Source organism: Marinobacterium arenosum, assembly GCF_019795155.1.
In the GTDB taxonomy this organism is placed as follows: domain Bacteria; phylum Pseudomonadota; class Gammaproteobacteria; order Pseudomonadales; family Balneatricaceae; genus Marinobacterium_C; species Marinobacterium_C arenosum.
Genome location: NZ_JAILYN010000040.1, coordinates 1 through 26479, shown reverse-complemented (window position 1 = coordinate 26479; position 26479 = coordinate 1). Strand labels below are relative to the sequence as shown.

The window sequence follows — 26479 nt, the reverse complement described above, 5'->3', positions numbered from 1 at the left end:
CGTACGGGTGCGGATCAGCCCTTGGCCGGCAGTACCAGGCCTTTACACTCGCCGAAACCGATCCGGGCGGCACCCTCTTTCTGGCACCAGCCACGCAGGATCACCGCGTCACCATCGTCCAGGAAGGTGCGGGTTTCGCCATTAGCCAGCTCGATCGGCTGCTTGCCGCCGACGGTCAGTTCCAGCAGTGAACCGGCCTCTTCATGCTGCGGACCGGACTGGGTACCGCTACCGAAGAAGTCACCCGGCTGCAGGTTACAGCCGTTGACGGTATGGTGTGCCACCATCTGGCTGACGGTCCAGTAGGAGTGGCGGAAGCTGGACTCGGACAGCTTGGCCGGCTCGCTTCCGGCGTTGCGCATCTGCTCGGTTTCCAGCAGCACTTCCAGCTGGATATCGATGGCCCCTTCACTGCGGGTGGCAGCGGAATCCAGGTACGGCAGCGGCTGCGGATCGGCGGCGTCGCGGGTCCACTCGACACGGTACGGCGCCAGGGCTTCGGTGGTGACGATCCACGGCGATACGGTGGAGGCGAAGTTCTTGGCCAGGAACGGACCCAGCGGCTGGTATTCCCAGGCCTGGATATCGCGTGCCGACCAGTCGTTGAACAGGCAGAGGCCGAATACGTGATCGTCGGCGGCATCCAGCGCGATCGGCTCGCCCAGCTCATTGCCGGCGCCGATGTAGATACCGATCTCCAGCTCGTAGTCCAGTCGCTTGCAGGGGCCGAAGCTCGGCTCGCTGGCGTCCGGCGCCTTGGTCTGGCCCTGCGGACGACGGAATGCCTGGCCGGATACGTCGATCGAGGAGGAACGGCCGTGATAACCGATCGGTACCCATTTGTAGTTCGGCAGCAGCGGGTTGTCCGGACGGAACAGTTTGCCCACGCTGGTGGCGTGGTGCACCGAGGTGTAGAAATCGGTGTAGTCGCCGATCCGGCACGGCAGCTTGTATTCGGCATCGGCCTGGGCCACCAGGCAGGCGCTCAGTGCCGCCTCGGCATCGGCGCCGCTGCGCAGTGCGCGGGACAGTGCCAGACGCAGTGCCGACCAGGCTTCGCTGCCCATCGCCATGAAAGCATTGAGCTCATCAGCTGCGCAGGCTTCCAGCGCCTGCTGGGCCAGCCCGTTGAATACTCCGCTGTCTTTGGCAGCGGCGAGGTCGACGATCTGGTCACCGATGGCCACCCCACCGCGGAACGCCTCGTCGCTGCCCTGACGACGGAAAATCGCAAACGGCAGGTTCTGAATCGGGAAATCGGTCTGGGCGTCGTTGGCAGAGCTGACCCAGCTGGTCAGCGTCAGATCATGAGTCTCGTTCAATACAGGCATCGTGCCCTCCTTTGTAATAATTTTTTGCCGCACACCGCGTCACTCGGGTCCACGTCGACAGCGGCTGGCGGCCTGGATGCATTGTCCTGTCTGCTACCGGCTATTGCAACGCCGCCCAGCGCAACAATCCGCCGAACAGTTGCAACAACCCGCAACAACCTTTCTTAGTGCAGCCTGATAGACACAGGCGATTTCTTACTCGGCGCTGTTCCAGCCGATGCCGGATGGCTTCACCCTGTTCCACCCTGCTGCCATTTGGCAGTGGCTGTCGCCGAAACTATTGAAACTATAAAAACTATAGAAACGGCACAGGCCCACACTCAGGTGGGCCTGTCGTTTTTACCCCGTTGGCATCAATCGGCCGGGATATGCTCGCGAGCGATTCTCATCGCTTCGGACAGCACCTGCTGGTCACCGATATGGTTGCTCAGCAGCAGGATCAGCCGGGCGTTTACATCGGCAGTCTGCTCCGGGGTCAGGTCACGGTGCAGGTCGGTCAGCTCCTGGTAAAAATCGTCCGGGCGCGGCAGGTTCGGCTCAGTAATCAGTTTGCTCATTGGTCTGTTCTCTCTTGTTATCCGTTACTTGCCCATGGCCTTGTTCTGGGCCTCAACCACCGCCGCCTTGTCGAACTTACGCATGCGGGCGGTTACCATCTGATCGGGACGGGTCAGGTAGAAGGTGCCGGCGCGGGCATCCAGGCGGTCCTTGATCACGCCATACTTGTCGACCAGCAACTCGACGCCTTCCGGCAGCGCCAGGTCCATCTCATGGCTGGCGATCAGGAAAGTGTTGACCGGCACCGGCTGCTGGGCCAACTCCGCCAGTGCCGCCAGGGTCTCTTTATCCAGATCGGTACGGTTTTCGACAAACAGCACGCCGTTGAACCGGTTACCCAGGCAGGTCAGCAGGAAGTCGTCTTTGCCATCGCGCATGACCGGGCCGTCGGTGCAGGGCGCACCCGGCACCACCTTGCAGTCGAAGCGGTCGCGATCGGCAGTGTTGAGCGGCGACTCGGTCAGGAACGGCGGCACCGACAGACGACCACTGTTGACCAGCGGACGGGCAAAGGTATAGTCCTTGGCCAGTTTCAGCACCGCGTCACGGAAGGTGCGGCTGGCTTCGTTTTTCGGCGTGATGAAGTCGGTACTGCGGGTCGAGTTGAGGATGTTCTCGTCCGCCGCGAAGGTACGCTCTTCGGAGTAGCTGTCCAGCAGGCTGGCCGGCGCCTGGCCGTCCATCACCAGCTTCAGTTTCCAGGTCAGGTTGTCGGTATCCTCGATACCGGAGTTGGCACCCCGGGCACCGAACGGCGATACCTGGTGGGCCGCGTCACCGGCGAAGAAGATCCGGCCCTGACGGAACTCGTCCATCCGGCGGCAGGTGAAGGTGTAGACCGACGCCCACTCCAGCTCGAACTCGACATCCTGGCCGAGGAAGGCACGCACCCGCGGGATGATGTTTTCCGGCTTTTTCTCCTCTTCCGGATCGGCATCCCAACCCAGGTCGAAGTCGATTCGCCATACGTTGTCCGCCTGGCGGTGCAACAGCGTGGACTGGCCCTTGTGGAACGGCGGGTTGAACCAGAACCAGCGCTCCGGCGGGAATTTCTTCGGATCCATCACCACGTCGGCGATCAGGAAGCGGTCGTGGAAGATCTGGCCCTTGGATTCCAGGCCGCACATTTCGCGGGTCTTGGAGTTGGCACCATCACAGGCGATCACGTAGTCGGCCTTGATGGTATAGGGACCTTCCGGGGTCTCCACCGTCAGGGTGACCTCGTCGTCGCCCTGTTCGATTGCTACCAGCTTGTTCTTCCAGCGCAGGTCGGCCTTGTCCAGCTCGTTGATCCGGTCGACCATGTACTCTTCGAGGTAGTACTGCTGCAGGTTGATGAAGCCCGGACGACGGTGGTGCTCTTCCGGCAGCATGTTGAAGCTGTAGATCTGCTCGCTCTCGAAGAACACCTTGCCGACGTTCCAGGTCACACCCTTGTCGACCAGCCGCTGGCCAACGCCCAGCCGGTCGGAGATATCGAGGAACCGCTTGGCGTAGCAGACCGCGCGGGAGCCAACGGAAACGGTGTTGTTGTCATCCAGCACCACCACCGGCACATCATGGATGGCAAGGTCGATGGCCGCAGCCATCCCGATCGGGCCCGCACCGATCACAACCACCGGATGTTTCACCGGCTGTTGTGCATCCTGGTCCGCAGAGCGGACATAATCAAATTCTGGAAAAGTGTATGTGTTCAGCATCGCTTGGCACTCGTGTTCTTGTTATCGATTCAGTCAGTGGACAGCCTCAACGGGTTCTAAGATAAAGTATCTACGCTGATCGATAATCCAGCAGCGCCGAACAACATTATTTCTCGAAGAGAAAGAAAGCAGTCACGCCTTCTTGCTGGCTAAAACATACTTCTTCTTATATTTCAGCCAGTTAACCTCAAATATGTCGCCCAAAGCGGGTTAACACCTGGGCGCGACCCTACCGGCATTAACGAACGTATCGAAAAATTAACCTGCCTTCAGAGCCACAGGTCCCGCTTCATATTGCGCTCCAGCCAATCCTTGAAGAACTCCATGAAGTGGCTGACCTTGGGCGAGACGTACTTTCGGTCGGGATAAACGGCGAAGATCGACAGCCGTTCGGGCTGGTGGTCCGGAAATACCTGCACCAGGTCGCCGGAGGCGACAAAGCGGGCGATCACGAAATCGGCCAGGTTGCCGATACCGCGATGGGCCAGTACCGATTCGCGCACCACCAGGCTGTTGTTGGCCTTCATATCGCCTTCCACCTGCACAGTGCAGCGCTGACCGTTGCGCTCCAGGGTCCACTGGTTGGCATTGGCAGCATGCACGAACACCAGGCAGTTGTGGTGCTTCAGGTCCTCGGCACAGCTGGGCCAGCCGTTTTGTTCCAAATAGGTCGGCGTGGCGCAGATATACATAGGGATAGACGAGATTTCGCGGGCGATCAGGCTGGAATCGGGCAATTGAGGATCGGCGATGCGGATCGCCAGATCAAAGCCGTCGCGGATCAGATCGGGCGGACGGTCATCGAGGGTCACGTCCACCTGGATATCGGGAAACTGCTGCATGAACTCGGGAATCGCCTTGGACAGCTGAATCTGGCCGAAGGTCATGTTGCAGTTGATCCGCAGCACCCCGCGCGCCTGCCCCTGCAGCTGGGAAACCAGGTCCTCCGCCTGCTCCACGTCCGACAGGATGCGCACACACTTGTCGTAGTAGACCGCGCCAACCTCGGTGACACTGAGCCGTCGGGTGGTACGCTGCAGCAGACGGGCCCCAACATGCTTCTCCAGATGGGAGATCTGCTTGCTGACCGATGAACTGGAGATCCCCAGTTCGGTGGCCGCCAGCGAAAAACTCTTCAACTCGACCACCCGGACGAACACGCCCATCGCCGATAAAACATCCATAGCCACTCCGGTTGATTGTTGTCGTTGGTTCACCAGACCCGATAATGCGGACAACGCCGCCGGCCGGTCATATCGGTCGCTCTGCAGGCTGCCGCGTAACCGACGTCGGCATACATTTTCGCCAGGCCAGATAGCAAATTACCCGCCGGTCCTGCGACCGGCGGGTAATGGAAGTCAATGGCAGGCGGCCGCCAAGGCTTCAGACGGCCGCATGCGCAGGGTTCAGACTCAGTCCTGCAGCTGATCCCAAACCTCCTGGTCCCGCTCGGCGGTCCAGATACGCGGCCAGTCGACACCTTCGAACTCGTCCCACAGGCGCTGCACGTCGAACGGCAGGCAGTGCTCGAAGATCGGCCACATGCCGAACTTCGGCGCCAGGTGCTCGTGAGTCGCTTCGAACGCCTCCTTCAGCGTACCGCCACGCTTGTGTACTTCACCGACCTTCTCGATCATGCCGTTCAGGAAGCCACGGGTCTGCTCGATCGCCGCATCGACCTCCTCTCGGCCACGGGCGACCGCACCACGGCCGCCGACCAGCACTTCCGCCTCATAGGCCTTGACCTTGTCCAGGGTGTTGCTGGCCCAGTCGAAATGGAACGCATCGCCGGTGTAAAGCGCCGCTTCCGCCTCGACCAGATCGCCGGCGAACAGTACTTTCTGTTTCGGAATCCAGGCGCAGATATCGCCGGCAGTGTGGCCACGGCCGCAGTATTCCAGCACCAGGTTTCCACGATCACCGCCCAGCGGAATCTCCAGCCGGTCGTTGAACACGATGTCCGGATGGGTCAGTCCCGGAATACCGTCCGGTTCGCGGAACAGGCGCGGCATACGGCCATATTCGCTGGCCCAGTCCTGCATGCCCCGCTCTTCGATCAGGAACTTGGTCTTCTCATGGGCGATGATCGACTCGGCGTTGAACGCGGAGGCACCCAGCACCCGTACGGCGTGGTAGTGGGACAGCACCAGGTACTTGATCGGCTTGTCGGTGTGCTCGCGCAGTCTCTCCAGCCAGTCGCTGGCAGCTTTCGGCGTCGCACGGGCTTCGAAGGCGACGATAAAGTCCTCCCCTTCCACCGCACCGATGTTGGGGTCACCTTCCGCCGTCAGGGCATAGATACCATCACCCAGGATTTCCAGAGTTTCGGTTTTTACACCGAGGTCCGCCGAGGACGCAAAGGGCTTCTTCGCCATGTTGTTTTCCTATAATTACTAGATTCTGATTATGTCCGCAGAGACAGCATAGAGGGGTAAGGACGCACTGCGCGGCTGGCAGCTGGTGGTTACCGGTAACGCCAATACCCGGGTAACACCAAGATACCGAATCCATCCGACCGGATAACCCGCCTCAGACGAACAACATTATTTCCATAATAGAAGCAAAAAACTGGTTATTCATGCCATATACGGGCCAATAGCTGCTGGACACCCATCAAAAAGCACACGGCAACGACCCCGGCGTTATTTCAACGGCACGATCAGCACCGGCCGTTTCGACTGATGCATCACCTTGTTGGCAGTCGAGCCCAGCAGGAACTGGCCCATCGCGGTATGGGTGCGAGTCCCCATGACGATCACGTCGGCGTCGATCTCCTCGGCCACTTTCAGGATTACCCGGTCGGCAACCCCTTCTTCCACCCGGGCGACGATCTGGTCCTCGCGCATCTTTTCACCGTCATCCAGCTCGCTCTCACAGAAGCGGTCTATCCGCTCCATCAGCTTCTTACGCAGGTTATCGACGCTGGCATCGTGCAGCTCGTGCAGCGATTCGTCGTTCATCATCGTCTTGACGATACTCTGCGCCGTGGCGCTGAGCGGCTCAATCACGTGCAGAAAGGTGACCTCGGCATCGTAATGGCCGGCCAGGCTGACAGCGGCACGAAAGGCCGGCCGCGAGCCCTGCTCGATATCCGAGGCATACAGTATCTTGTTAACGTCAGGCAGCATGATCAGACTCCTTCGCCGACCTGAAGACGGTCGGCAGAGCGGAAAAAACAAAGAGCCCGTCGCGGGCTCTTTTAAAAGGTTGTTATCGGTACAGCAGTTCCGGCAGGATCAGCGAGATCGGTGCGATCAGCGTAATCAGCAGCAGCCGGACGATATCCGCGCACCAGAACGGGGTCACCCCCTTGAAAATGGTCGATGCCTTGATATCCCTGAGCACCGCGCTGAGCACGAACACGTTCATACCCACCGGCGGGGTGATCAGGCTGATCTCGGTCACCACCACCACCACGATGCCGAACCAAACCAGGTCGAAGCCCAGGCTCTGCACCAGCGGGAAGAAGATCGGCACCGTCAGCAGCATCATCGACAGGCTCTCGAACACCATCCCCAGCACGATGTAGATCAGCAGGATCGCGAAGATCACCATCATCGGCGACACATTCAGGCCGGTGACGAACTCCAATAGATCTGCCGGCAGCCCTGCACGGTTGATGAAGTTGGAGAAGATCAGCGCGCCGATCAACACCGAGAACAGCATCGCCGAGGTACGGGCGGTGTCGGTCAGAATGTCGAACAGGCTACTGAAGGTCAGCGTCTTACGCGACAGTGCAATCACGAAGGCACCGCCGGCCCCGATACCGGCCGCTTCGGTCGGCGTGAAGATCCCCAGGTAGATACCGCCCATCACCACAGTGAACAGGATCAGTACCCCCCAGACGCCTCTCAGCGCCTGCATACGCTCCGGCCAGTCCAGCTTCTCGCCGCAGGGACCGGCTTCCGGGTTACGCCAGACCACGTAGCGCACCGCCGCCAGGTACAGCAGGATGCCGAGGAACCCAGGGATAAAGCCGGCTGCAAACAGTTCACGGATACTGGTTTCGGTCAGAAGGCCGTAGATCACCAGGATCACGCTGGGCGGGATCAGGATCCCCAGAGTACCGCCGGCGGCGATCGAAGCGGTAGCCAGCGAATCGGCATAGCCGTATTTACGCATCGGCGGCATCGCCACCTTGGCCATGGTGGCCGAGGTCGCCAGGCTGGAACCGCAGATCGCCGAGAAGCCACCGCAGGCGACCACCGTGGCCATCGACAGGCCGCCTTTGCGGTGGCCGAGAAATGCATTGGATGCCCGGTAAAGCTCGTGGGACAGCCCGGATTTGGTGACCAGGTTGCCCATCAGGATGAACAGCGGAATCACCGACAGGCCATACTCCTGCGCGGTGTCCACCACCCGCTTGGCGGCCATCGACAGTGGGCCGGTCCAGCGAAAGTCGCCAATATTGTCAAAAGTCAGCCCCATGGTCGCGGCAAAACCGAAGAAACCGACGATCCCCATGGAAAATGCGATCGGGATCCGTACCACCACGATCAGGATTAGCAGAATCCCAAAGCCGATCAACGCAGTTGTCATACTGAAAATACCTGTAGCGTTGTTATCGTTTTAATCGTCAGACGCGAACAGCAGCCGGTAGACGCCATAGGTGATCATGGCGCCGGCCGTGATCCAGCTCATCACCGCGATGTACTGAACCACCAGGCCAACCGGAATCAGCAGGTATTCGGTGACCTCTTCACGGCGCAACGAACGCTCCGCAAGTTCATAGATGCGCACGGCCAGAAAATAGAGCGACGTGGAGATCAGGAATGCCGACAGCAGCCCGAGCACTTTCAGCATCGTGCTGCCCAACATGCGATCGAGCACGTCGACCACCACATGACCACCGCGCCAGGTGATGACCGGCATCTCGGCAAAGATCAGAATCGCGATGCCGATCTCGGTCAATTCGGTCGTGCCATCGACCGAGTTATCGAAGAAGTAACGGCCGATTACGTCTGCACAGGTCAGCAACATCAGCAGGAACAGGGTTACCGCAGCCACCAACTCCAGAGAAAAGGCCAGCCACTTGACCGGCCCCTTCTCTTCGTAGTGCGCTGTCAGCCAGGCACTAAACGCCATACGGAGACTCCTTACTCACCGTAGTTGCGTGCGATGGAGCGCAGCTCTTCCAGAGCCGCTTTCGCATCGACGCCACGGTCGGCAACGCTCTCGATCCAGGCGTCATCCATGCCTTTGGCCACTTCACGGAACTCTTTCGCGATCGGATCGTTCTCGCCAACCATCATGACGTTAACGCCCGCTTCCTTGGCGGCCTCGTAACCGGCCTTGTCACCCTCGTCCCAGGCACGACCGGCCAGGGCAGACAGTTTCTCGCCGGAGACGCTCATCACCGCCTGGCGGTCTTTCTCGCTCAGGCTGTCCAGGAAGTCCGGGTTGATGAAGATCGAGAAGCTACCCAGGTACATGCCGCCCGGCAGTGCGACCACGTTGCGGGCCACCTCGTTCAGGCGCAGGGTCTTCTGCTCGCCCATCGGGATGAACACGCCATCGATCACCCCCTGCTGCATCATCTCGTAGACCTTCGGTGCCGGCGCACCCACTGCAGTGACGTGCAGCCGCTCGCCGATCACACCCTGGACACCGCCGCCCAGGCGGATTTTCTTGCCGTTCAGATCTGCCAGCGAGTTGATCGGCTGGGCCATGTGGATCTGGCCCGGACCGTGGGTGAACAGCGCCGCCAGCACCAGGCCGTCGTGCTCGTTGGCCTTGGCGAAGTACTTTTCGTTGACCCGCCAGTGCGCCACCGATGCCGCTTCGGCGTCAGCGCCCAGCAGCGGCTGCTCAACCGCCTGGGTCAGCTTGAAACGACCCGGAACATAACCGTGGAAACTCCAGCTGGCATCCACCACCCCATCTTCGACCAGCTCGAACATGGTCTTCGGGTGGCCCATGCCGTATTCGATCTCCAGCTTGACGCGGCCCTCGGTCGCTTCCTCGATCCATTTACCCCAGGTCGGGAAGACCACCGCGTTCTGCGGGTGGGTCGGCGGCAGCCAGCTGGCAACGCGCATGACGCTATCCGCCATCGCACCAGCAGACAGGGTCAACCCCAGGGATACAGCGGCAGCGGTTTTCAGGAAGGTTCTTCTTATCATTGGTTTCTTCTCCTGGCTTGTAGGACACGCGCAATCCACGCGGACATCTGTTGTTATCTGTTGTTTTTATGGTGTCGGTGGGCCATCCCGCCGGCGGCGGTCCGCACCCTCGATCTGCCTTCCGGGCAGACCTTAACTCAACTCGTGCTACAAAACAGCTAATGCTTTGGTCGTTATTTGTATCAATTCATGATGATCTTGCACAAGAACAAATCGCAATAGCCATAAATTGATCAAGGTCAAACCATAGCGTATTTGCCTGGGCGAATAACTGCAGGATGCATCACAAGATTATTTCCCATTTGGAAAAGGTAGACCATCGACAGCATTCTGCACTGTTTTTAGTTAACATCTTAATGACAATACAGAAAGTCAACTGCCATCCAGCTTCAATCGCCGAACGGCCGCTCCACGGAGCACAAGAACAGTAACGACGGTCCAACCTGACAGCTGGCAATCATCTGTTTAAGGGAAAGGATTGGCCTGACAGGCTGATAAAAAAGGCTGACGCTCCGAGGCCGGCAACGGCAAGCCTCGGAGCAAAACTGTCAGCAGATCACCAGTAGATGCCTCGCAGCACGCTGGCGACCTTCTCACGCGCTTCGCCGAAATGGTTCACGCTGTCTTCATAGGCATCACGCGCCAGGGTATAGCGCTCCACCTGTTCGGTATCGATACCTTTATAGAGATCGGCCTGGATCATGCGACACTCTTCAAAGAACCGGTCGGCGATCAGGCGGCGACGCATGTAGATTTTGGCCGCTTCCTGCTGGGAAAGCGTCAGGTCGGCATAATCAGGCACATCAGGGAACTCCGCTGACGCGAAGTCCCCCTTCAGCAGCGCCCACATACCCGACCAATCCTCTTCGGCCCCGCCAAAAGGCTCGTAACCGAACTTGGCAAGCACACTGGCATTGGCTTCGACCAGCTTATCCGGAGATGGAACGATCATAGTGGGTACTCCTTTATCTATATAGTTACTCTACGCCGTAACCGATACGCATATCGTAGTCCGCTTCAACGCCCTGCGGCAGTTCGAAGCCGATATCGCCCAGACGGTCTTCCAGCAGCTCCAGGTATTCAGCCTGCAGCTCTTCCGGTGTTTTCACCTTCAGGCCGTATTCATGGTAGACATCGAACATCTCGGACTTCTTGTCGCCCTTGGACGGACGACCGTAAAAGCCCAGCCCCATCTGCATGAATTTCGGAATACGCTGCTGCATGAATTCACGGGTCTTTTCGCCACCGAACTCGATGCAACGCTTGGACGCCCAGACACCGAATGCCAGGTGACCGTGCTCTTCCTTGTGGATACGTACGTTTACGCGTGCCCACGGCAGGTAGGAACACTCGCGGTACTGCCCCAGGAAGGCCACCGCCGCCGGCGTTACCACGGTGGAGAACAGTGCCACGTCTTCCCAGCACTCGAAGAACGCAGACCAGTTTTCCTTACGGAAACCGTTGATCACGTTTACTTTCTTCGGATCCGGGTTTTCCGGGTTGGAAGCCAGCTCGTGCAGACGGGCGTCAACGTCCACATCCAGATCGCGCAGCAGGTTCCAGATGTAGTAACCGTGACCCATCTCTTCCATTACTTTCTTGGACAGGCGGTAAGCTTCTTCCGGACGCGGCGCGAAACGATGGTTTTCTGCAACTCGCTGAGCACCGGCGTACTCGGAGTCAGCCTGGAAAGTCATCAGGTTGATCAGACACTCTTTGTAGTGTTCTGGCAGCTTGTCACCTTTGTCGTAGGTCTTCATAAACCGTTATCTCCGATCTAAGTTCGAGAAATCGCACTATTTATTAAGGCAAACCTAATTAGCGCCGCTCTCCCAATCCTGCGCTTTATGTGACACAAAATTCGACGCCGAGATCAAAATTAGTGTATCATTCCTTCCATGTCAACTGTTTGGTGGTAGCGCTCGGCAATCAACGCCCAGCCCGGCCAAGTTGCCGGTATAGTCGATTGTCCGTAGAATTCGCGCTACTTGCGGACCTCTCCGACGGTACGGTCCGATGTGCGAGTCCCATCAACACCAACGTGTTACAGTTTTAATGACCAGACTCCGTTGTATAGAAGAGCTCGTCGAAGAGTTCCAGGCACAACGCCCAATTCGTGGCGGCTCACTGATCATCACCATCTACGGTGATGCGATCTCGCCGCGCGGCGGCACCGTCTGGCTCGGCAGCCTGATAAAACTGCTTGAACCGCTGGGCCTCAACCAGCGACTGGTAAGGACCTCGATATTCCGGCTGACCAAGGAGGGCTGGCTGACCTCGACCCAGGTGGGCCGGCGCAGCTATTACAGCCTGACCGATACCGGCCGGCGCCGGTTCGAGAGCGCCTTCAAGCGGATCTATGCCGAGCTCTACCCGGAGTGGGACGGCCAGTGGGATATGGTGATTACCACCCAGCTCGACAACGAGCTGCGCAAGGTGGTCAAGAAAGAACTGGAATGGCAGGGCTTCGGCAATATCGCGCCGGGGGTGATGGCTCACCCGATGGCCGACATGCAGGAGGTCAACAACACCCTGCAGGATCTCTGCGTGACCGGCGACACCATCCATATGAAGTCGCAACTGGTCGGCAGCCAGACCTCGACGCCGCTGAAGCAGCTGGTACACGAGTGCTGGAACCTGCAGCAGCTGGCGGAAGACTATCAGGCCTTCCTGGACCAGTTCCGGCCGATTCTGCGGGCGGTGGAAAGCACCGACGCGCTGGCCCCTGAACAGTGTTTCCAGCTGCGCACGCTGCTGATCCATCACTATCGCCGAGTGCTGCTGCGCGATCCGCTGCTACCGGAAAAACTGTTGCCGGCCGACTGGGCCGGTACCTCCGCCCGAATCCTGTGCCGGAATATCTACCGGCTGATTCAGGCCCGGGCGGAGCAACACCTGACGCAAACCCAGGAGACCGCGGACGGCGCCCTGCCGGAACCGGCTCCCCGTTTTTACAAGCGCTTTGGTGGGCTGTAATCCCATGGTCGCGACGCTGCTCCCCGCCGCTGCCATGCACCGCACCGAACGACAATAACAACGCACCGCTGCGCCGGTGCAGGCAACGTCTGGAGACCTAGAGATGATCAATATCGCAATTGTGGGCAGTGGCCCGTCCGGCTGCTACATCGCCGATATGCTGTCCAAGAAAGTGGCCGATGCCCAGGTTGACATCTTTGATCGCCTGCCGACTCCGTTCGGCCTGGTTCGCGCCGGCGTGGCGCCCGACCATCAGGGCACCAAGAACATCGTGCGCCAGTTCGAGCGAACCTTCGAACGCGACAATGTACGCTTCGTCGGCAACGTCAACATCGGCCAGGACCTCAGCTACGAGGAGTTGAAGGCCAGCTATGACGTGGTCGCCCTGACCATCGGCGCGCTCTGCGACCGCAAACTCGGCATTCCCGGCGAAGAGTTGACCGGCGTGTACGGCTCCGGCGAGTTCGTCGCCTGGTACAACGGCCACCCGGACAAGGCCGACCTGGCTCCGAATTTGAACAGCCGCGGCATCGCCATCATCGGCAACGGCAACGTGGCGCTGGATATCGCCCGCGTACTGGCCAAGTCCTCCGCCGAGATGGATAGCTCCGATATCACCGCCGCCGCCCAGCAGTCGATCGCGGCTTCACCGGTTCAGGATATCTACCTGATCGGTCGACGCGGCCCGCTGGAAGCCAGCTTCACCAATGCCGAGCTGAGCGAGTTCGGCGAACTGGAGCGCTGCGTGGCACTGGTCGATCCGGCCCAACTGCCGGACAGCCTGCCGGAGGGGCTGGACCCGAAAGCTGCCCGCACCATCGAGAAGAACCTCGACACCCTGCGCAGCTATACCAGCAACGATGCCGACAGCAAGCCGGTCCGCCTGCACCTGATGTTCTGCGCTTCGCCGCTGGAGATCCTCGGCGACAACGGCAAGGTCAGCAGCCTGCGGCTGGAGAAGAACCAGGTGGTCGACGGCCGTGCCCAGCCGACCGGCGAAACCTTCGAGCTGGAGGTTCAGACCGTGATTCCGGCGATCGGCTACCGCAGCGAAGCGATCGACGGCATGCCGTTCGACCAGCAGCGCGGCATCATCCAGAACCAGGACGGCGTCGTCGAACCGGGCGTCTACACCGCCGGCTGGTGCAAGCGCGGCCCGCAGGGGGTCATCCCGGCCAACCGCAGCGACTCGATGGCGGTGGCCAAGCAGATCATCGCCGACCTGGAAGCCAACCCGCCGGCCGGCGAGCGTGGCGGCTATGGCACCATCGACAGCCTGCTGCAGCAGCGCGGCGTCAAACAGGTCTCGTTCGAGCAATGGCAGGTGATCAACCAGGCCGAAGTGGCGCGCGCCGAGAACGGCAAGCCACGCGAGAAGTTCAACCGTATCGACGAGATGCTGGCGCTGCTCGATTAAGCCGCAGGCCCGTATCTACCATCACAGGGCCGCATCGCGGCCCTGTTCAGTTTCAGGAGAATTGTTCGTTCCATGCCCCTTTCCACTCCGCAACCGCGCAGCCTGCAGCACACCCGCCAGGTTCGCTGCGAAGGCTTCCAGCGCACCGATGGCCTGTGGGATATCGAAGGCCACCTGACCGATACCAAGAGCTTTGCGATGGAGTGCAAAGAACGTAACGACGGCATTATCCCGGTAGGCGAGCCGCTACACGGCATGTCGATCCGGATCACCGTCGATCTGGATTTGAATATCCTCGACGTCGAAGCGGCGATGGATTACACCCCGTTCAGGATCTGCCCGCAGATCACCGAGACTTATAAACAGCTGATCGGCCTGCAGATCGCGCCCGGCTTCACCAAGAAGGTGCGTCAGCTGTTCGGCGGCATCAACGGCTGTACCCACCTGCTGGAACTGCTCGGCCCGGTGGCGACGACCGCCTACCAGGCCACTCATCAGGCCCGCGAACAGCAGGAAAACTGGGCCGACGGTGACCAGCGCCCGCCGATGCTGGACAGCTGTCACACCATGGCCAGCGACGGCCCGGTCGTACGCGAACACTGGCCGCACTTTTACGAGGGGGATAACGCCGAGCTGATCCCGCTGGTGAGAGCAACCCCGGAAAATGAAAGAGCCGCTTGCTAAGGAACCTGTGAACAAGTCCCTTGGGCCTCTGGCTTTCGGAGCGACCAGAGATCAAGGCAACGATTACAGGCGTACTGGTTGTCCGGCGAAAATCGTTAACGCAGAGCTCTGGTCGCTCCACAAGCCCCGGAGGGCGGGCTCTAGAACGGCCATCTGCTTTGTCAGGCAGCTTGGAAAGACGCGTCATTCCGCTGCGCTGCCTTTCGCGCATCTGGCCGTTCTAGAGCCTGCAGAGAACATAAGGGACTTATTCACAGGTTCCCTGAGCGGCTCTTGTTTGATTCTTCACGGATTAGAGCCGGTTAGTGAAGCTTCAAGTGCCAAGCGAGAGGCTACTCGGTAGGGTGGGCACGTCGTCTGTGCCCACCCTACGAGACTCTTTTTAATCCCGTATCTTTTCGAACCGGCCTTATTTGGCCTGCTCCTGCTCTTTCACCTTGTAGAGCGGAATCACCTCATCGGCATCGATCTGCAACCGCTTGCGGTCCGGCTCTACCGCGGTCAGCGGCTCCACTTTCTCCATGGTGGTCAGGCTGCGTACCGCCAGATCCTGATACTGGCGGGTGCCGGCCGACTTCCAGGCAACATCGGTGTCGCTCAGCTCGCGGATCACCTTGGCCGGCGAACCGGCCACCAGCGTGCGGGCCGGGATCTCCGCCTTGGCCTTGACGAACGCCATCGCCGCGACGATGGCCGATTCGCCAACCACCGCGCCGTCCATCACCACCGCGTTCATGCCCACCAGTGCGTTACGCTTGATGGTGCAGCCGTGCAGCACCGCGCCATGACCGATATGACCGTCCTCCTCGACCACCGTGTCGGTACCCGGGAAGCCGTGCATCACGCAGGTATCCTGCAGGTTGGCCCCCTCCTTCAGAACCAGCCGGCCGAAATCGCCGCGCAGGCAGGCCGCCGGCCCCACATAGCAGCGCGGCCCGACAATCACATCGCCGATCAGCACGGCGGTCGGATGGACAAAGGCGGTCGGATCGACCACCGGGGTAATCCCGTCGATGGCATAGACATTCATCAAGCAACTCCTTACAACGACGGAACCCAGTCCCGCCCTTCTCAATAGATAGGTATTTTCCCTAATTTACCCTAATCATCTCGACAAACCCACCACCAACCGGACGATGCCAATACGGCTTTGACGAGGGAGCCTGACGGTATGAAGCTATCGGTGATAGATTTCAGCTGACGTGCCTGGCGAAGACTCGGCCATTGGACAGCTGAAAAGACCGAAAACTGCAAAGAACATAAAAAAGGCTGCCCCTAGTGTGCGGGCAGCCTTCTGCGTTACGAGCGAGTGCCTGTGGCGATCAGAGCTGGGTTATCCAACCCTTGACCCACTCGCGAGCATCCTCATCCGGCAACGGCTGGGTGCAGGCATCCACTTCGAAGCGCTCGCCGATCCGTACCGCGCCCAGGCCGGCCAGCAGTGCATCGACATCCTTACCCGCCTGGCAGAAAGTCTGGTGGTAGGTCTGATCACCCAGCGCCACAACGCCGTAACGGATATGCGACAGGTTCGGCTGCTGTTCCTGCAGTGCTTCGCACAGCGGAATGATATTGTCCGGCAGCTCACCATCGCCGTGGGTCGAACAACTGACGATCACCACATCGCGATTGGCAAAATCGATCTCATCCAGATCCGGCTCCTCATGCAGCACCACCTCGTGCTCCATCCCCTCCAGCACCTCCTGCAGCGCATCGGCCACCATCTGTGCATTGCCGGATTCGGTGCCGACCAGAATTGCGATATCAGTCATTCATTTCCCGCCTTTATTCAATCTTGCATGACCCGCCGCGCAACACCGCCCCTGACGTAACGGTTCGCCCGACGGGCAAATATCAGTACAGCGGCAACGATACAACAAAGAAAGCGATACGAAAAGATCACAATCAAAACTTTATCTTGTATCTCTTTGTGCATTTGGGTTAGTCTGATCGACATCGGCACGACCGGCTATCAGCAATCGCCGCCCAATCCGCGCATACCTCCAGTATAAGCGCGGAGATCTGAAAGTTCGGCGAATACGCCCGGTTGCTCGTAGACTGATGGACAGGGTTTTCATTTTCGAGATATGGGGCCAGTTATGACAATGGACGATAAGACACTGATTGAGCGCGTCGCCAAGGGCGAGCGGATCGAACGCGGCGAGGAACTGCCCGCCGGCTACCGCTCCGAGCTGATGCGCCTGATGGTGGTATTCACCGATTCCGAGCTGGCCGGCGCGGCCGGTTTTGCCGAACAGATCAATCAGGGCCCCGGGCTGCGCGAACGCCAGGTGGCCGCCCAGATCGTGGCCGACAAGTTCGACCACGCCGAGAAAGTATTGGACCTGCTGCAGGATTTTGGCGTCGACCCTAGCCTGTATGTGGCCTCCCACTGCTGGTCGGCCCGATTGAGCCGCGCGCTGGATCTGGGCAACCGCCGTATCGGCGGTGACAAGCGGCTGAACGTGTTCCACTACCCGCTGGAAGGCTGGACCGATTCGCTGGTGATGAACACCCTGATGGGCAGTGCCTCCAATATCCAGCTGAAAGAGCTGCGCCAGTGCTCCTATGCACCGCTGGCAGAACTGATGCAGCAGATCGCCCAAGGCGAAGCCCGTCACGCCGAGCTGGGTGAACGCGGCCTGGCCGCTACCATCGAGCGCGACGGCACCAGCGCCGCCCAGGCGGCAGTCGAATACTGGTATCCACGGGTCGCCGCCAGCTTCGGTCGCGCCGACTCCGAACACAACGACCGTTTCCGCCGCTACGGGCTGCTGAAGCACACCAATGAATACCGCCTGGCCCAGTGGCAAGGCCAGGTGGACGACATGTTGACCCGGCTGGGCCTGAGCCCGGTCGAACAGCCCTGAGCCCAATTCAAAAGCTCTGAGCCCAGTTGAAAAGCCTTGAGCCAGCCAAACCGGCCCTGAGGTTGAACGGAATATCCTGAGCTGTTGATCCGGCCCCTTTGAGCCTTTGGGTTAAAGGAGCCCGAGCACGATGGCCGGCACCTGCTGCCGGCAGTTCCACTGTCGAGCCCCGGCCCCGGCCGGTACTCGACAGGTACTATGCCCTTGCACTGCAGGCCGTTCGGCCTGCTTTTTTAATTCCAGAGCCACGCGCGTGCCATCGACGGCAAGCCGACTTTTTCCCGGACCGCTGCACAGCATGCACGATTCGCCAAAAGTGGCCCGGCCGCAATCTGCTATAGTGCGCCTTCCCAATCAAGGCGCGAGCACAACCCTTGGCGCGCCGGTACCAGGTTTCGATCACGGATAGTCACATGCCGCAAGCCAACCAGTCCCTTGTCTGGATCCTGGCGACGGTGGTCGCCCTCGGCCCGCTGTCGACCGATATGTACCTGCCCACGCTGCCTCAGCTGGGGGAGGCGCTTGATGCGCCGGTCGAGCAGGTTCAGCTCACATTGTCGATATTCTTCGCCGGCTTCGCGTTGTCCCAGCTGGTCTATGGCCCGCTGGCCGACCGCTTCGGCCGCAAGCCGATTCTGCTCGGCGGGTTGGTGCTGTTCTCGCTGGCAACCGTTGGTTGCGCACTGGCCGACAGTATCGAGTCCCTGATCGGTTTTCGCTTCCTGCAGGCGCTTGGTGCCTGCAGCGGTCCGGTGCTGGGCCGCACCATCGTTCGCGACCTGTACGGACCGCAACGCTCGGCCCAGGTGCTGTCGATGATGGGCACCATCATGGCGCTGGCCCCGGCGATAGCGCCAATCCTTGGCGGTTTCCTGGCGCTCTGGTACGACTGGCAGTCGACCTTCGTCTTCCTGGCCGGCTACGGCATGCTGGCTCTGCTACTGATCGCCCGCCAGGTGCCGGAAAGCCTGCCCGCCGACCGGGTTGGCAGTATCCACCCCGCCGGTATCTTGCGTAACTACGGCGCGCTGCTCCGCCACCGCCAGTATCTGGGCTATACACTGAGCTGCAGCTTCATCTTCTCCGGCCTGTTCTCGTTCCTGTCCGGCTCCTCGTTCGTATTGATCGACTACTTCGAGGTGGCACAGCAGCACTACGGGCTCTATTTCGCCATCGTGGTTATCGGCTACATGTCCGGCACCCAGATCGCCCAACGGATCGGCCCCCGCTACGGTATCGACCGGATGCTGGCCTTCGCCTCGCTGCTGGCTACCCTGGCCGGTCTGGCGATGGCGATTCCCGCCTGGCTGGGAATCCACCATCTCAACTGGCTGATCGGCTGCCAGTTCCTGTTCATGGCCGGCGTCGGCATCCTGATGCCCCAGGCGATGGCCGGCGCGCTGGCGCCGTTCGGCCATATCGCCGGCACCGCCTCGGCACTGCTCGGCTTCCTGCAATCGACCATCGCCGCCGCTGTCGGCCTGGTGGTCGGCCACCTGCACAGCGGTACGCCGACCACCATGGTCACCACCATTGCGGCGATGGGATTGTGCGCCCTGCTGAGTTACCAGCTACTGGTGCCGGAACGTCCACAACGCCAGGGAACTGCGGCCTGACCAAGCCCGGGGGTGACGGTTATACTGTGGCCAGAGCGGCGCTGCAGCCGTACCGGCCCCGCGCGTCGGGGCCCTGAACCCTATAACGACATCCAAGGAAAAGACGATGCTGATCCACCCCGACAAATCCTGCCTGCTGGTGGTCGATATCCAGGAGAAGCTGGCACCGAAGATCCACGACAGCGAACAGCTGATCGCCAACGCCAAATGGCTGATCGAGATCGCCAATCGGCTGCGGGTGCCGGTGCTGACATCCGAACAGTATCCGCAGGGGCTCGGCCACACCGTCGCCGAGCTGCGGCCGCTGCTGCCGGCCGTTGGCATCATGGAGAAGACCCACTTCTCCTGCATGTCGGAGCCGGCCTGCAATGCGAAGATCAACCAGCTGCGCCCGGACCAGCTGGTGGTGATCGGCAGCGAAGCTCACGTCTGCGTACTGCAGACCGCGATCCAGCTGAAACAGCAGGCCCGTGAGGTATACGTGGTGGAAGATGCGGTCGGCTCGCGCAACCCGACCGACAAGGCCGCCGCGCTGGCCCGGATGCGCCAGCTGGGCATCCATGTGGTGACCCGCGAGATGGTCGCATTTGAGTGGCTGCAGAAAGCCGGCACCGAACAGTTCCGCCAGATCAGCCGGGAATTCCTGCGCTAAGAGCCCCGTCCCTTTGGGTTGTGCCGCAAAAAGCGCCATACGGCGTTGCTCGACGCTCATTTAGAGCAACTAAACGTCGCATCTCGCGCCTTGCCTGGCGCGTTTTGCGGCGACAACGCAATTGGCAAAAGATCGTGAACAGGCTCTAAGCAATGGGCAGGGCGTCAGACGACGCCCACCGCCTGCCCCTCCCGGGCGATCAATTCCTGCAGCGACATGTCGCGCAGTACCTGCACCATCGCCTGGGCCGCCATCGACAGCGGATAGCGGCGCCGGGTAATCACTCCGACCTGGCGCGAGATTTCAGGCTCCACCAGCGTTCGGCAGTGCGCCCCCATCTCCCGCATCTGACGGATACAGAGCGACGGCACCGCCCCCACGCCCAAGCCGGTAGCGGCCATCCGGCCGATGGTCGCCAGCTGGTGGGTTTCGAACTCCACCGCCAGCGAGATCCCCTGCTCCTCCAACTGCTGCTCGATCAGCAGACGCAGGTTGGATGGCCGCTGCAGGGCGATGAAGTCCCCCTCCAGCAACTGCCGCCAGCTGATACTGTCGTGCTGCAACAATGGATGTTCCACCGGCAGGACCGCCACCAGCCGATCCTGAAACAATGGTTCGAACAGCAGGTCTTCCGACTCGCCGGGATCGAAGCTGACCCCTACCTCGACCCGGCCATTGCGCACCATCTCCACCACATCCTCGGCCAGCACATCGTGTACGGTGACGTTGATCTGCGGATATTTTTCCCGGTACCGCAGCATCGCCAGCGGCAGCTGGTTCAGCGCGAACGACGGCATCGCCGCGATCGCCACCTTGCCTCTTCGCAGTGCAAAACGGTTGTGCACCTCCTCCAGGGCGTTATCCCAGTCGGCCAGCAGACGTTGCGCGGTGGGCAGGAACGCCTCCCCTTCCGGGCTCAGCGACAGCGTGCGGGTGGTGCGCACCAGCAGGTTACCGCCGATCTCCTCCTCCAGGTTCTTGATGGCGATACTGAGCGCCGGCTGCGACAGATGGACCGCCGCGCAGGCCTCGGTAAAGCTCTGTGTTTTCGCAACCGCAACAAAAGCACGCAGCTGTTTGACGGTTATATTCATTTAATTTCCAAATAAGTTATTCAAATCTTTTTATTAGCTAAATATAAAACAGTGTAGGAGACTTGGGAAACTGCACGTTATCTATGACAACAACAAAATTGAATGCGGCGCTCAGTGACTGAAAGGCCGCATGGAGGAGTGTTGCAATGTCGGGTTTTGACAAAGTTGTAAACAGCTACGAAGAAGCGCTGGCCGGACTGGAAGATGGCATGACCATCATCGCCGGCGGTTTCGGCCTCTGCGGGATTCCGGAGAACCTGATCGCCCAGATCAAGCGCCTGGGCAGCAAGAACCTGACCGTGGTTTCCAACAACTGCGGCGTCGACGATTTCGGCCTCGGCATCCTGCTGGTCGATAAGCAGATCAAGAAGATGATCTCCTCCTACGTCGGCGAGAACGCACTGTTCGAACAGCAGCTGCTGGCCGGCGAGCTGGAAGTGGAACTGACCCCGCAGGGCACCCTGGCCGAGAAGATGCGCGCCGGCGGCGCCGGTATCCCGGCGTTCTACACCGCCACCGGTTACGGTACGCCGGTTGCCGACGGCAAGGAAGTGCGCGAATTCAACGGTCGCAACTATATCCTCGAAGAGTCGATCACCGGCGACTTCGCCATCGTCAAAGGCTGGAAAGCCGACCGCTATGGCAACGTCGTCTACCGCGACACCGCCCAGAACTTCAACCCGATGGCCGCCACTGCCGGCAAGATTACCGTGGTGGAAGTGGAAGAGATCGTCGAGCCGGGCGAGCTGAAGCCGTCCGAGATCCACACCCCGGGCATCTACGTCGACCGCCTGATCCAGGGCACGTTCGAAAAGCGTATCGAGCAGCGTACCGTACGCAAGGGTTAAGCGCCGCTCAACAGAATGGCAGGCCCTATACCTGCCCGCACTGAAACCAGATATCAGCCGGGACGGCACGGCCGGCCCGCAGAGATTAGAGGGAACAAAGATGGCACTCTCTCGTGAACAGATGGCAATGCGCGTTGCGCGCGAACTGAAAGATGGCTACTACGTGAACCTGGGCATCGGCATCCCGACCCTGGTCGCCAACTACGTGCCGGAGGGGATGGAAGTGATGCTGCAGTCCGAAAACGGCCTGCTGGGCATGGGCACCTTCCCGACCGAAGACGAAGTCGACGCCGATATGATCAACGCCGGCAAGCAGACCGTGACCGCGGTAACCGGCGCCTCGATCTTCTCCTCCGCCGAGTCCTTCGCGATGATCCGCGGCGGCCACGTCGACCTGACCGTGCTGGGCGCCTTCGAGGTCGACCAGCAGGGCAACATCGCCTCCTGGATGATCCCGGGCAAACTGATCAAGGGGATGGGTGGTGCCATGGACCTGGTGGCCGGTGCCGACAACATCATCGTCACCATGACCCACGCCTCCAAGCACGGTGAGTCCAAGCTGCTGGAAGAATGCAGCCTGCCGCTGACCGGCGCCGGCTGCATCAAGAAGGTACTGACCGACCTGGCCTACCTGGAGATCGAGGATGGCGCCTTCATCCTGAAAGAACGCGCGCCGGGTGTCTCCGTCGAGGAGATCGTCGCCAAGACCGCCGGCAAGCTGATCGTGCCGGATCACGTGCCGGAGATGGAGTTCGAGCCGGTCATCCCGGTTTAAACTCCGCAAAAACCGCTTTTTAGACAGGCAAATCCGTTGTCGTCCTGAAAACTCTGCCTGATGCCGGCGAAGATGCTCCGCCGGCGATGGCCAGAGATTGTGAACCCCGCCCCGTGCGGGGTTATTTTTTATTCGCTTTCAGTTAACAGTGTTGAGTCAACAGTCGAATGGCCAATGCCATCGGTACTGAGCGCGCATAACCGGATGGGAGGCGCACTCCGCGTGGTCCGGCGGTCCGGCGGTCCGGCGGTCCGGCGGTCCGGCGGTCCGGCGGTCCGGCGATCGTTTTGAACCCAAAAAACAGCTCGCGGCTACACCCCCTGTTCGAAAGCGGGACTTCACAACGTTCAGCTATCCAACTGCCCCAGATGGCGTACGAAATCATCCGGACCGATCACCCCGATCAGCATCATATGATCACGCTGGCGCCCCTGGCGGTCGTAGAACACCAGCGCCGGCGGGCCGATCACCCCGTAGCGTCGGCTCAGCACCTTGGCGTCATCATCATTGGCGGTGACATCCACCCGGATTAGCATAAACGTATCCAGCGATTGCATCACCGAGCTGTCCTTGAAGGTGAACTCCTCCAGTTCGACACAGGAGATGCACCAGTCAGCATAGAAATCGAGCATCACCGGCTGGCCGTTCTGTTGCGCCTGCGCCAGCAAGCGGTCCAGTTCCGCCTCGGTGGTAACGGTATTGAACGGCAATGCCGGCCGCTCAACGGCACTACCGGCCAGGCCCTGCAAAGGCCGCAGGAAGCTCTGGCTGCCGGACAGCACGCCCACCGACAACGCCCCACCGTAGACCAGCAGGATTACACCCAACCCTTTCCACAGCTTGCGCCAGCCGGAAGCATTCTCCGGCAACCGATCCAGCGCCGACATATAAACCGCCGTTACCAGCAGCAGGGCCGCTGCCAACAGCATGCTCAGCTCGGTCGGCACCACCCGGTCCAGCATCCAGATCGCCATGGCCAGCAACATCACCCCGAAAGCCGCCTTGACGCCCGCCATCCATGGGCCGGCCTTGGGCAGCAACTTGCCGGCCGATACGCCCAGCAGCAGCAGTGGAACCCCCATCCCCAGACTCAGGCTGAACAACGCCGCGCCACCGAGTAGCGGATCGCCGGTCTGGCCGATATAGATCAGCGCGCCGGCCAACGGCGCTGCCATGCAGGGACCGACGATCAGCGCCGACAGCAAACCCATGATCGCGACACCCAGCAGGGAGCCCCCTTTCTGGCCGCTTGTCAGGTGGCTAAGCCGGCTCTGCCAAAGACTGGGCAGCTGCAATTCGTAAAAGCCGAACATCGCCAGTGCCAGCACCACGAACAAGCCACTGAACAGGCCGATAATCCAGGGGTTCTGGAATGCCGCCTGCAGGTTGGCACCAAACAGTCCCGCCGCCACGCCGGCCAGGGTGTAGGTGACCGAGACCGACAGCACGTAGACCAACGACAGGCCGAAGGCCCGGCCGGTGGTTATCTTATGGCCCTGCCCGGCGATGATACTGGACAGGATCGGAATCATCGGGAATACGCAGGGGGTAAAGGCGAGCCCCAATCCGGCCAGCAGGAACGCGCCCAGCGTCAACAGGAAACTGCCCTGGCCGATCATCGCCGCGAACCGGTCCTGCTCCGGCTGCTGCGGAGCTTCGGTTACGGCAGGAGCCACCGGGGCGGCCGGTTCAGCCAGCGGCGCTGGCAGGGAAGCTGCCACCGGCACCTGGCTGAGCGGCACCACCTGGGTCACCGGCGGGTAGCAGATACCACCCTCCCAGCAACCCTGGTAGGAGACTTCGACACTGCCGTCGACCGGTTCACCGGTGGTGCTGACGAACTGCAGATCGATCTGGCCGGTGTGTTTGTAGACCCAGACTCGCCCGAACAGCGGATCATCTTTCTGCTGGGCCGGCGCATTCACCCGGCCATGCAGGGCGATACCATCGGACGGCACCAGCTTGACCCGGTCCCGATACAGGTAGTAGTCGTCGGTGACCTTCCAGAACAGCATCAACTGGCCGTTTTCCGACTCCTGCGGCTGGAAGACGAACGCCTGCTCTACCGGCAACGGCCCGTCTGCACCACCCAGTGGGTTGCTATCGAACAAACCGGCACGGGCCAGCGGCACAGCTAGCCAACTGGTCAGCAACAGGCTCAGCAGAATATGAAAAGACAACTTGCGAAACACGGCTCTTCCCTTATTGGACCGACAACGTAAGAACTTTGGACTGGCTCTAAGACAGCGGCCGGGCCGACAAGTTCGCCACCGCCAAGCTGTGCGTCATTGTACCACCGGCAACAGACCAGGGCTCGACCTAAGCCTTTCAGCCACTTACGAAGGCCACAGAGAATGTGGTACAACAGAACGGTCGTAAGACAAGACGCGACTGTATGCATAAAGCGGAGTCCGAACAGGCCGTTGAAAAACGTTGGCGAGGCAGTCAACACAAGGCACTCGCCAGAGCGGCGAAGCACATAATCGGCGAAACGAGGGAGTTTATGGCTTATAAATGACCGACTTGAGCCAATTTTTAACGCAGTGTTGACAACGCAGGTAGTTTTTCAACAGTCTGTCAAGCCCGCGCCGTACCAGGAAAAAACTAGTCATGACCGATAACCGTGTAGAAAACCTTAATATCGAATCCAATACGCCGCTGATCTCACCGGAAGAGCTCAAGCGTGAAATGCCGCTCAGCGAGGCGGCGGCCGCCTCCGTAATGGAAGGCCGCAATGTGATTCGCAATATTCTCGACCGCAAAGATAAGCGCCTGTTCATCGTAGTGGGCCCCTGCTCGATCCATGATCCGGAAGCCGCGCTCGAGTATGGCCGCAAGCTCAAAGCCCTGCAGGAAAAGGTCAAGGATTCTCTCTATCTGGTCATGCGCGTCTATTTTGAGAAACCTCGCACCACCGTGGGCTGGAAAGGCCTGATCAACGACCCTCATCTGGATGACTCTTTCGAAATTGAAGAGGGTCTGCATATCGCCCGTAAGCTGCTGCTGGACCTGGCCGAGATGGGCCTGCCGCTGGCCACCGAGGCACTGGATCCGATCAGCCCGCAGTACTTGCAGGACCTGATCTCCTGGTCGGCGATCGGCGCCCGTACCACCGAATCCCAGACCCACCGCGAGATGTCCTCCGGCCTGTCCTGCGCGGTCGGCTTCAAGAACGGCACCGACGGCAGTCTGGATGTCGCCATCAACGCTCTGGAATCGGTCAGCCACCCGCACCGATTCCTCGGTATCAACGGCGACGGCCAGGTGTCCATCGTGCACACCAAGGGTAACCAGTACGGCCACGTGGTACTGCGTGGCGGTGGCGGCAAGCCGAACTACGACTCCGTCAGTGTGGCACTGGCCGAGCAGGCTCTGGACAAGGCCAAGCTGCTGGCCAACATCATGGTCGACTGCAGCCACGCCAACTCCAACAAGGATCCGGCGCTGCAACCGCTGGTTGCCGACAACGTTGCCAACCAGATCCTGGAAGGCAACCGCTCGATCACCAGCCTGATGATCGAGAGCAATCTGGGCTGGGGCAACCAGAAGGTGCCGGCAGATCTGTCGGAACTGCAGTACGGCGTCTCCATCACCGACGCCTGCATCGACTGGGAGGCCACCGACAAGTGCCTGACCGGCATGCATGAAAAACTGAAGGATGTGCTGCCGAACCGTTAAGCAGCGGTTCAAGCGTTGAAAAGCCGGCAATCGCCTAATGCCAGTCAGTTAAGCCAACTGACTGGCATTTTCTTGTTTCTTCGCTGCTTGTTAGGAAATTTCTACGTTAGCCATAAGCTTGCCGCTGGCACCCCTGTCTACGCCGACTCTGAGCGTCC

General features: G+C 60.3%; 24 protein-coding genes. 9 read left to right on the top strand and 15 right to left on the bottom strand.

The features are described from left to right. Positions 1 to 14: 14 nt before the first annotated feature. The 11 genes from fahA to K6T12_RS16205 form a co-directional block, all read right to left on the bottom strand. Positions 15 to 1331 carry a fumarylacetoacetase gene (fahA, locus tag K6T12_RS16255; RefSeq protein WP_222223921.1) on the bottom strand — a complete coding sequence of 439 codons (1317 nt, stop codon included), beginning with the start codon at positions 1329 to 1331 and terminating at the stop codon, positions 15 to 17. A gap of 353 nt (positions 1332 to 1684) precedes the next feature. Further along, entirely contained in the window at positions 1685 to 1888 is a 204-nt protein-coding gene (locus K6T12_RS16250; RefSeq protein WP_222223920.1) for a DUF2783 domain-containing protein, read from the bottom strand. Between the two features lie 24 nt (positions 1889 to 1912). Next, positions 1913 to 3589 carry an FAD-dependent oxidoreductase gene (locus K6T12_RS16245; protein ID WP_222223919.1) on the bottom strand — a complete coding sequence of 559 codons (1677 nt, stop codon included), beginning with the start codon at positions 3587 to 3589 and terminating at the stop codon, positions 1913 to 1915. A gap of 269 nt (positions 3590 to 3858) precedes the next feature. After that, the gene (locus tag K6T12_RS16240) at positions 3859 to 4773 is read right to left on the bottom strand and encodes a LysR family transcriptional regulator (protein WP_222223918.1); all 915 of its coding nucleotides are present in this window, start codon (positions 4771 to 4773) and stop codon (positions 3859 to 3861) included. Positions 4774 to 5001: 228 nt separating this feature from the next. Further along, on the bottom strand, positions 5002 to 5964 hold the full coding sequence (locus K6T12_RS16235; protein WP_222223917.1) for an MBL fold metallo-hydrolase: 963 nt from the start codon (positions 5962 to 5964) through the stop codon (positions 5002 to 5004). Positions 5965 to 6231: 267 nt separating this feature from the next. Continuing rightward, entirely contained in the window at positions 6232 to 6717 is a 486-nt protein-coding gene (locus tag K6T12_RS16230) for a universal stress protein (protein ID WP_222223916.1), read from the bottom strand. Between the two features lie 82 nt (positions 6718 to 6799). After that, positions 6800 to 8128, bottom strand: coding sequence for a TRAP transporter large permease (locus tag K6T12_RS16225; RefSeq protein ID WP_222223915.1), 1329 nt, complete (start codon positions 8126 to 8128; stop codon positions 6800 to 6802). A 30-nt stretch (positions 8129 to 8158) separates the two neighbouring features. After that, positions 8159 to 8674, bottom strand: a complete 516-nt coding sequence (locus K6T12_RS16220) for a TRAP transporter small permease (protein WP_222223914.1) — start codon at positions 8672 to 8674, stop codon at positions 8159 to 8161. Positions 8675 to 8685: 11 nt separating this feature from the next. After that, positions 8686 to 9711, bottom strand: coding sequence for a TRAP transporter substrate-binding protein (locus K6T12_RS16215; protein WP_222223913.1), 1026 nt, complete (start codon positions 9709 to 9711; stop codon positions 8686 to 8688). A gap of 556 nt (positions 9712 to 10267) precedes the next feature. Beyond that, a complete protein-coding gene (locus K6T12_RS16210) occupies positions 10268 to 10663 on the bottom strand; it encodes a hypothetical protein (RefSeq protein WP_222223912.1) in 396 nt (131 codons plus the stop codon). 25 nt (positions 10664 to 10688) lie between these two features. Then, positions 10689 to 11471, bottom strand: a complete 783-nt coding sequence (locus tag K6T12_RS16205; protein ID WP_222223911.1) for a Phenylacetic acid catabolic protein — start codon at positions 11469 to 11471, stop codon at positions 10689 to 10691. Between the two features lie 295 nt (positions 11472 to 11766). Here K6T12_RS16205 and paaX point away from each other — a divergent pair, with 295 nt between their 5' ends. The 3 genes from paaX (at position 11767) to K6T12_RS16190 (ending at position 14788) form a co-directional block, all read left to right on the top strand. Continuing rightward, positions 11767 to 12687: a phenylacetic acid degradation operon negative regulatory protein PaaX gene (gene paaX / locus K6T12_RS16200; protein WP_222223910.1), complete on the top strand. Its 921-nt coding sequence runs from the start codon at positions 11767 to 11769 to the stop codon at positions 12685 to 12687. Between the two features lie 103 nt (positions 12688 to 12790). Continuing rightward, positions 12791 to 14104, top strand: coding sequence for an NAD(P)-binding protein (locus K6T12_RS16195; RefSeq protein WP_222223909.1), 1314 nt, complete (start codon positions 12791 to 12793; stop codon positions 14102 to 14104). A gap of 72 nt (positions 14105 to 14176) precedes the next feature. After that, the gene (locus tag K6T12_RS16190; protein WP_222223908.1) at positions 14177 to 14788 is read left to right on the top strand and encodes a DUF2889 domain-containing protein; all 612 of its coding nucleotides are present in this window, start codon (positions 14177 to 14179) and stop codon (positions 14786 to 14788) included. 409 nt (positions 14789 to 15197) lie between these two features. Here K6T12_RS16190 and paaY read toward each other — a convergent pair whose 3' ends face one another. Both paaY and K6T12_RS16180 read right to left on the bottom strand, forming a co-directional pair. Then, a complete protein-coding gene (gene paaY / locus K6T12_RS16185) occupies positions 15198 to 15818 on the bottom strand; it encodes a phenylacetic acid degradation protein PaaY (protein WP_222223907.1) in 621 nt (206 codons plus the stop codon). A 292-nt stretch (positions 15819 to 16110) separates the two neighbouring features. Beyond that, positions 16111 to 16560 carry a flavodoxin domain-containing protein gene (locus tag K6T12_RS16180; protein WP_222223906.1) on the bottom strand — a complete coding sequence of 150 codons (450 nt, stop codon included), beginning with the start codon at positions 16558 to 16560 and terminating at the stop codon, positions 16111 to 16113. 327 nt (positions 16561 to 16887) lie between these two features. Between K6T12_RS16180 and K6T12_RS16175 the strand changes: the two genes are divergently transcribed. The 3 genes from K6T12_RS16175 to K6T12_RS16165 all read left to right on the top strand — a co-directional run bounded on the left by K6T12_RS16175 (position 16888) and on the right by K6T12_RS16165 (position 19926). After that, positions 16888 to 17658 (top strand): Phenylacetic acid catabolic protein, encoded by a 771-nt coding sequence (locus K6T12_RS16175; RefSeq protein WP_222223905.1) that lies wholly within the window; start codon positions 16888 to 16890, stop codon positions 17656 to 17658. 413 nt (positions 17659 to 18071) lie between these two features. After that, positions 18072 to 19274 carry a Bcr/CflA family multidrug efflux MFS transporter gene (locus K6T12_RS16170; protein WP_222223904.1) on the top strand — a complete coding sequence of 401 codons (1203 nt, stop codon included), beginning with the start codon at positions 18072 to 18074 and terminating at the stop codon, positions 19272 to 19274. 106 nt (positions 19275 to 19380) lie between these two features. Continuing rightward, the gene (locus K6T12_RS16165) at positions 19381 to 19926 is read left to right on the top strand and encodes a hydrolase (RefSeq protein ID WP_222223903.1); all 546 of its coding nucleotides are present in this window, start codon (positions 19381 to 19383) and stop codon (positions 19924 to 19926) included. 164 nt (positions 19927 to 20090) lie between these two features. Here K6T12_RS16165 and K6T12_RS16160 read toward each other — a convergent pair whose 3' ends face one another. Beyond that, positions 20091 to 21020, bottom strand: coding sequence for a LysR family transcriptional regulator (locus K6T12_RS16160; protein ID WP_255611816.1), 930 nt, complete (start codon positions 21018 to 21020; stop codon positions 20091 to 20093). A 146-nt stretch (positions 21021 to 21166) separates the two neighbouring features. Here K6T12_RS16160 and K6T12_RS16155 point away from each other — a divergent pair, with 146 nt between their 5' ends. Beyond that, positions 21167 to 21868: a CoA transferase subunit A gene (locus K6T12_RS16155; protein WP_222223902.1), complete on the top strand. Its 702-nt coding sequence runs from the start codon at positions 21167 to 21169 to the stop codon at positions 21866 to 21868. 100 nt (positions 21869 to 21968) lie between these two features. Beyond that, positions 21969 to 22643, top strand: a complete 675-nt coding sequence (locus K6T12_RS16150) for a CoA transferase subunit B (protein WP_222223901.1) — start codon at positions 21969 to 21971, stop codon at positions 22641 to 22643. 347 nt (positions 22644 to 22990) lie between these two features. Here K6T12_RS16150 and dsbD read toward each other — a convergent pair whose 3' ends face one another. Next, complete coding sequence (dsbD, locus tag K6T12_RS16145) at positions 22991 to 24835, bottom strand: protein-disulfide reductase DsbD (RefSeq protein ID WP_315853620.1); 1845 nt, start codon at positions 24833 to 24835, stop codon at positions 22991 to 22993. Between the two features lie 418 nt (positions 24836 to 25253). Between dsbD and K6T12_RS16140 the strand changes: the two genes are divergently transcribed. After that, positions 25254 to 26321, top strand: coding sequence for a 3-deoxy-7-phosphoheptulonate synthase (locus tag K6T12_RS16140; protein WP_222223900.1), 1068 nt, complete (start codon positions 25254 to 25256; stop codon positions 26319 to 26321). The last annotated feature ends 158 nt before the right edge of the window (positions 26322 to 26479 follow it).

What these genes read in the sequence shown, in the direction of transcription:
- paaY (WP_222223907.1), bottom strand. Translation starts at nt 15,818, where the DNA reads ATGAATGTCTATGCCATCGACGGGATTACCCCGGTGGTCGATCCGACC.
- K6T12_RS16225 (WP_222223915.1), bottom strand. Translation starts at nt 8,128, where the DNA reads ATGACAACTGCGTTGATCGGCTTTGGGATTCTGCTAATCCTGATCGTG.
- K6T12_RS16250 (WP_222223920.1), bottom strand. Translation starts at nt 1,888, where the DNA reads ATGAGCAAACTGATTACTGAGCCGAACCTGCCGCGCCCGGACGATTTT.
- K6T12_RS16180 (WP_222223906.1), bottom strand. Translation starts at nt 16,560, where the DNA reads ATGACTGATATCGCAATTCTGGTCGGCACCGAATCCGGCAATGCACAG.
- K6T12_RS16245 (WP_222223919.1), bottom strand. Translation starts at nt 3,589, where the DNA reads ATGCTGAACACATACACTTTTCCAGAATTTGATTATGTCCGCTCTGCG.
- K6T12_RS16140 (WP_222223900.1), top strand. Translation starts at nt 25,254, where the DNA reads ATGACCGATAACCGTGTAGAAAACCTTAATATCGAATCCAATACGCCG.
- K6T12_RS16235 (WP_222223917.1), bottom strand. Translation starts at nt 5,964, where the DNA reads ATGGCGAAGAAGCCCTTTGCGTCCTCGGCGGACCTCGGTGTAAAAACC.
- K6T12_RS16165 (WP_222223903.1), top strand. Translation starts at nt 19,381, where the DNA reads ATGCTGATCCACCCCGACAAATCCTGCCTGCTGGTGGTCGATATCCAG.
- K6T12_RS16215 (WP_222223913.1), bottom strand. Translation starts at nt 9,711, where the DNA reads ATGATAAGAAGAACCTTCCTGAAAACCGCTGCCGCTGTATCCCTGGGG.
- fahA (WP_222223921.1), bottom strand. Translation starts at nt 1,331, where the DNA reads ATGCCTGTATTGAACGAGACTCATGATCTGACGCTGACCAGCTGGGTC.
- K6T12_RS16205 (WP_222223911.1), bottom strand. Translation starts at nt 11,471, where the DNA reads ATGAAGACCTACGACAAAGGTGACAAGCTGCCAGAACACTACAAAGAG.
- K6T12_RS16170 (WP_222223904.1), top strand. Translation starts at nt 18,072, where the DNA reads ATGCCGCAAGCCAACCAGTCCCTTGTCTGGATCCTGGCGACGGTGGTC.
- paaX (WP_222223910.1), top strand. Translation starts at nt 11,767, where the DNA reads ATGACCAGACTCCGTTGTATAGAAGAGCTCGTCGAAGAGTTCCAGGCA.
- K6T12_RS16230 (WP_222223916.1), bottom strand. Translation starts at nt 6,717, where the DNA reads ATGCTGCCTGACGTTAACAAGATACTGTATGCCTCGGATATCGAGCAG.
- K6T12_RS16220 (WP_222223914.1), bottom strand. Translation starts at nt 8,674, where the DNA reads ATGGCGTTTAGTGCCTGGCTGACAGCGCACTACGAAGAGAAGGGGCCG.
- K6T12_RS16190 (WP_222223908.1), top strand. Translation starts at nt 14,177, where the DNA reads ATGCCCCTTTCCACTCCGCAACCGCGCAGCCTGCAGCACACCCGCCAG.
- K6T12_RS16160 (WP_255611816.1), bottom strand. Translation starts at nt 21,020, where the DNA reads ATGAATATAACCGTCAAACAGCTGCGTGCTTTTGTTGCGGTTGCGAAA.
- K6T12_RS16210 (WP_222223912.1), bottom strand. Translation starts at nt 10,663, where the DNA reads ATGATCGTTCCATCTCCGGATAAGCTGGTCGAAGCCAATGCCAGTGTG.
- K6T12_RS16240 (WP_222223918.1), bottom strand. Translation starts at nt 4,773, where the DNA reads ATGGATGTTTTATCGGCGATGGGCGTGTTCGTCCGGGTGGTCGAGTTG.
- K6T12_RS16175 (WP_222223905.1), top strand. Translation starts at nt 16,888, where the DNA reads ATGACAATGGACGATAAGACACTGATTGAGCGCGTCGCCAAGGGCGAG.
- K6T12_RS16150 (WP_222223901.1), top strand. Translation starts at nt 21,969, where the DNA reads ATGGCACTCTCTCGTGAACAGATGGCAATGCGCGTTGCGCGCGAACTG.
- K6T12_RS16195 (WP_222223909.1), top strand. Translation starts at nt 12,791, where the DNA reads ATGATCAATATCGCAATTGTGGGCAGTGGCCCGTCCGGCTGCTACATC.
- K6T12_RS16155 (WP_222223902.1), top strand. Translation starts at nt 21,167, where the DNA reads ATGTCGGGTTTTGACAAAGTTGTAAACAGCTACGAAGAAGCGCTGGCC.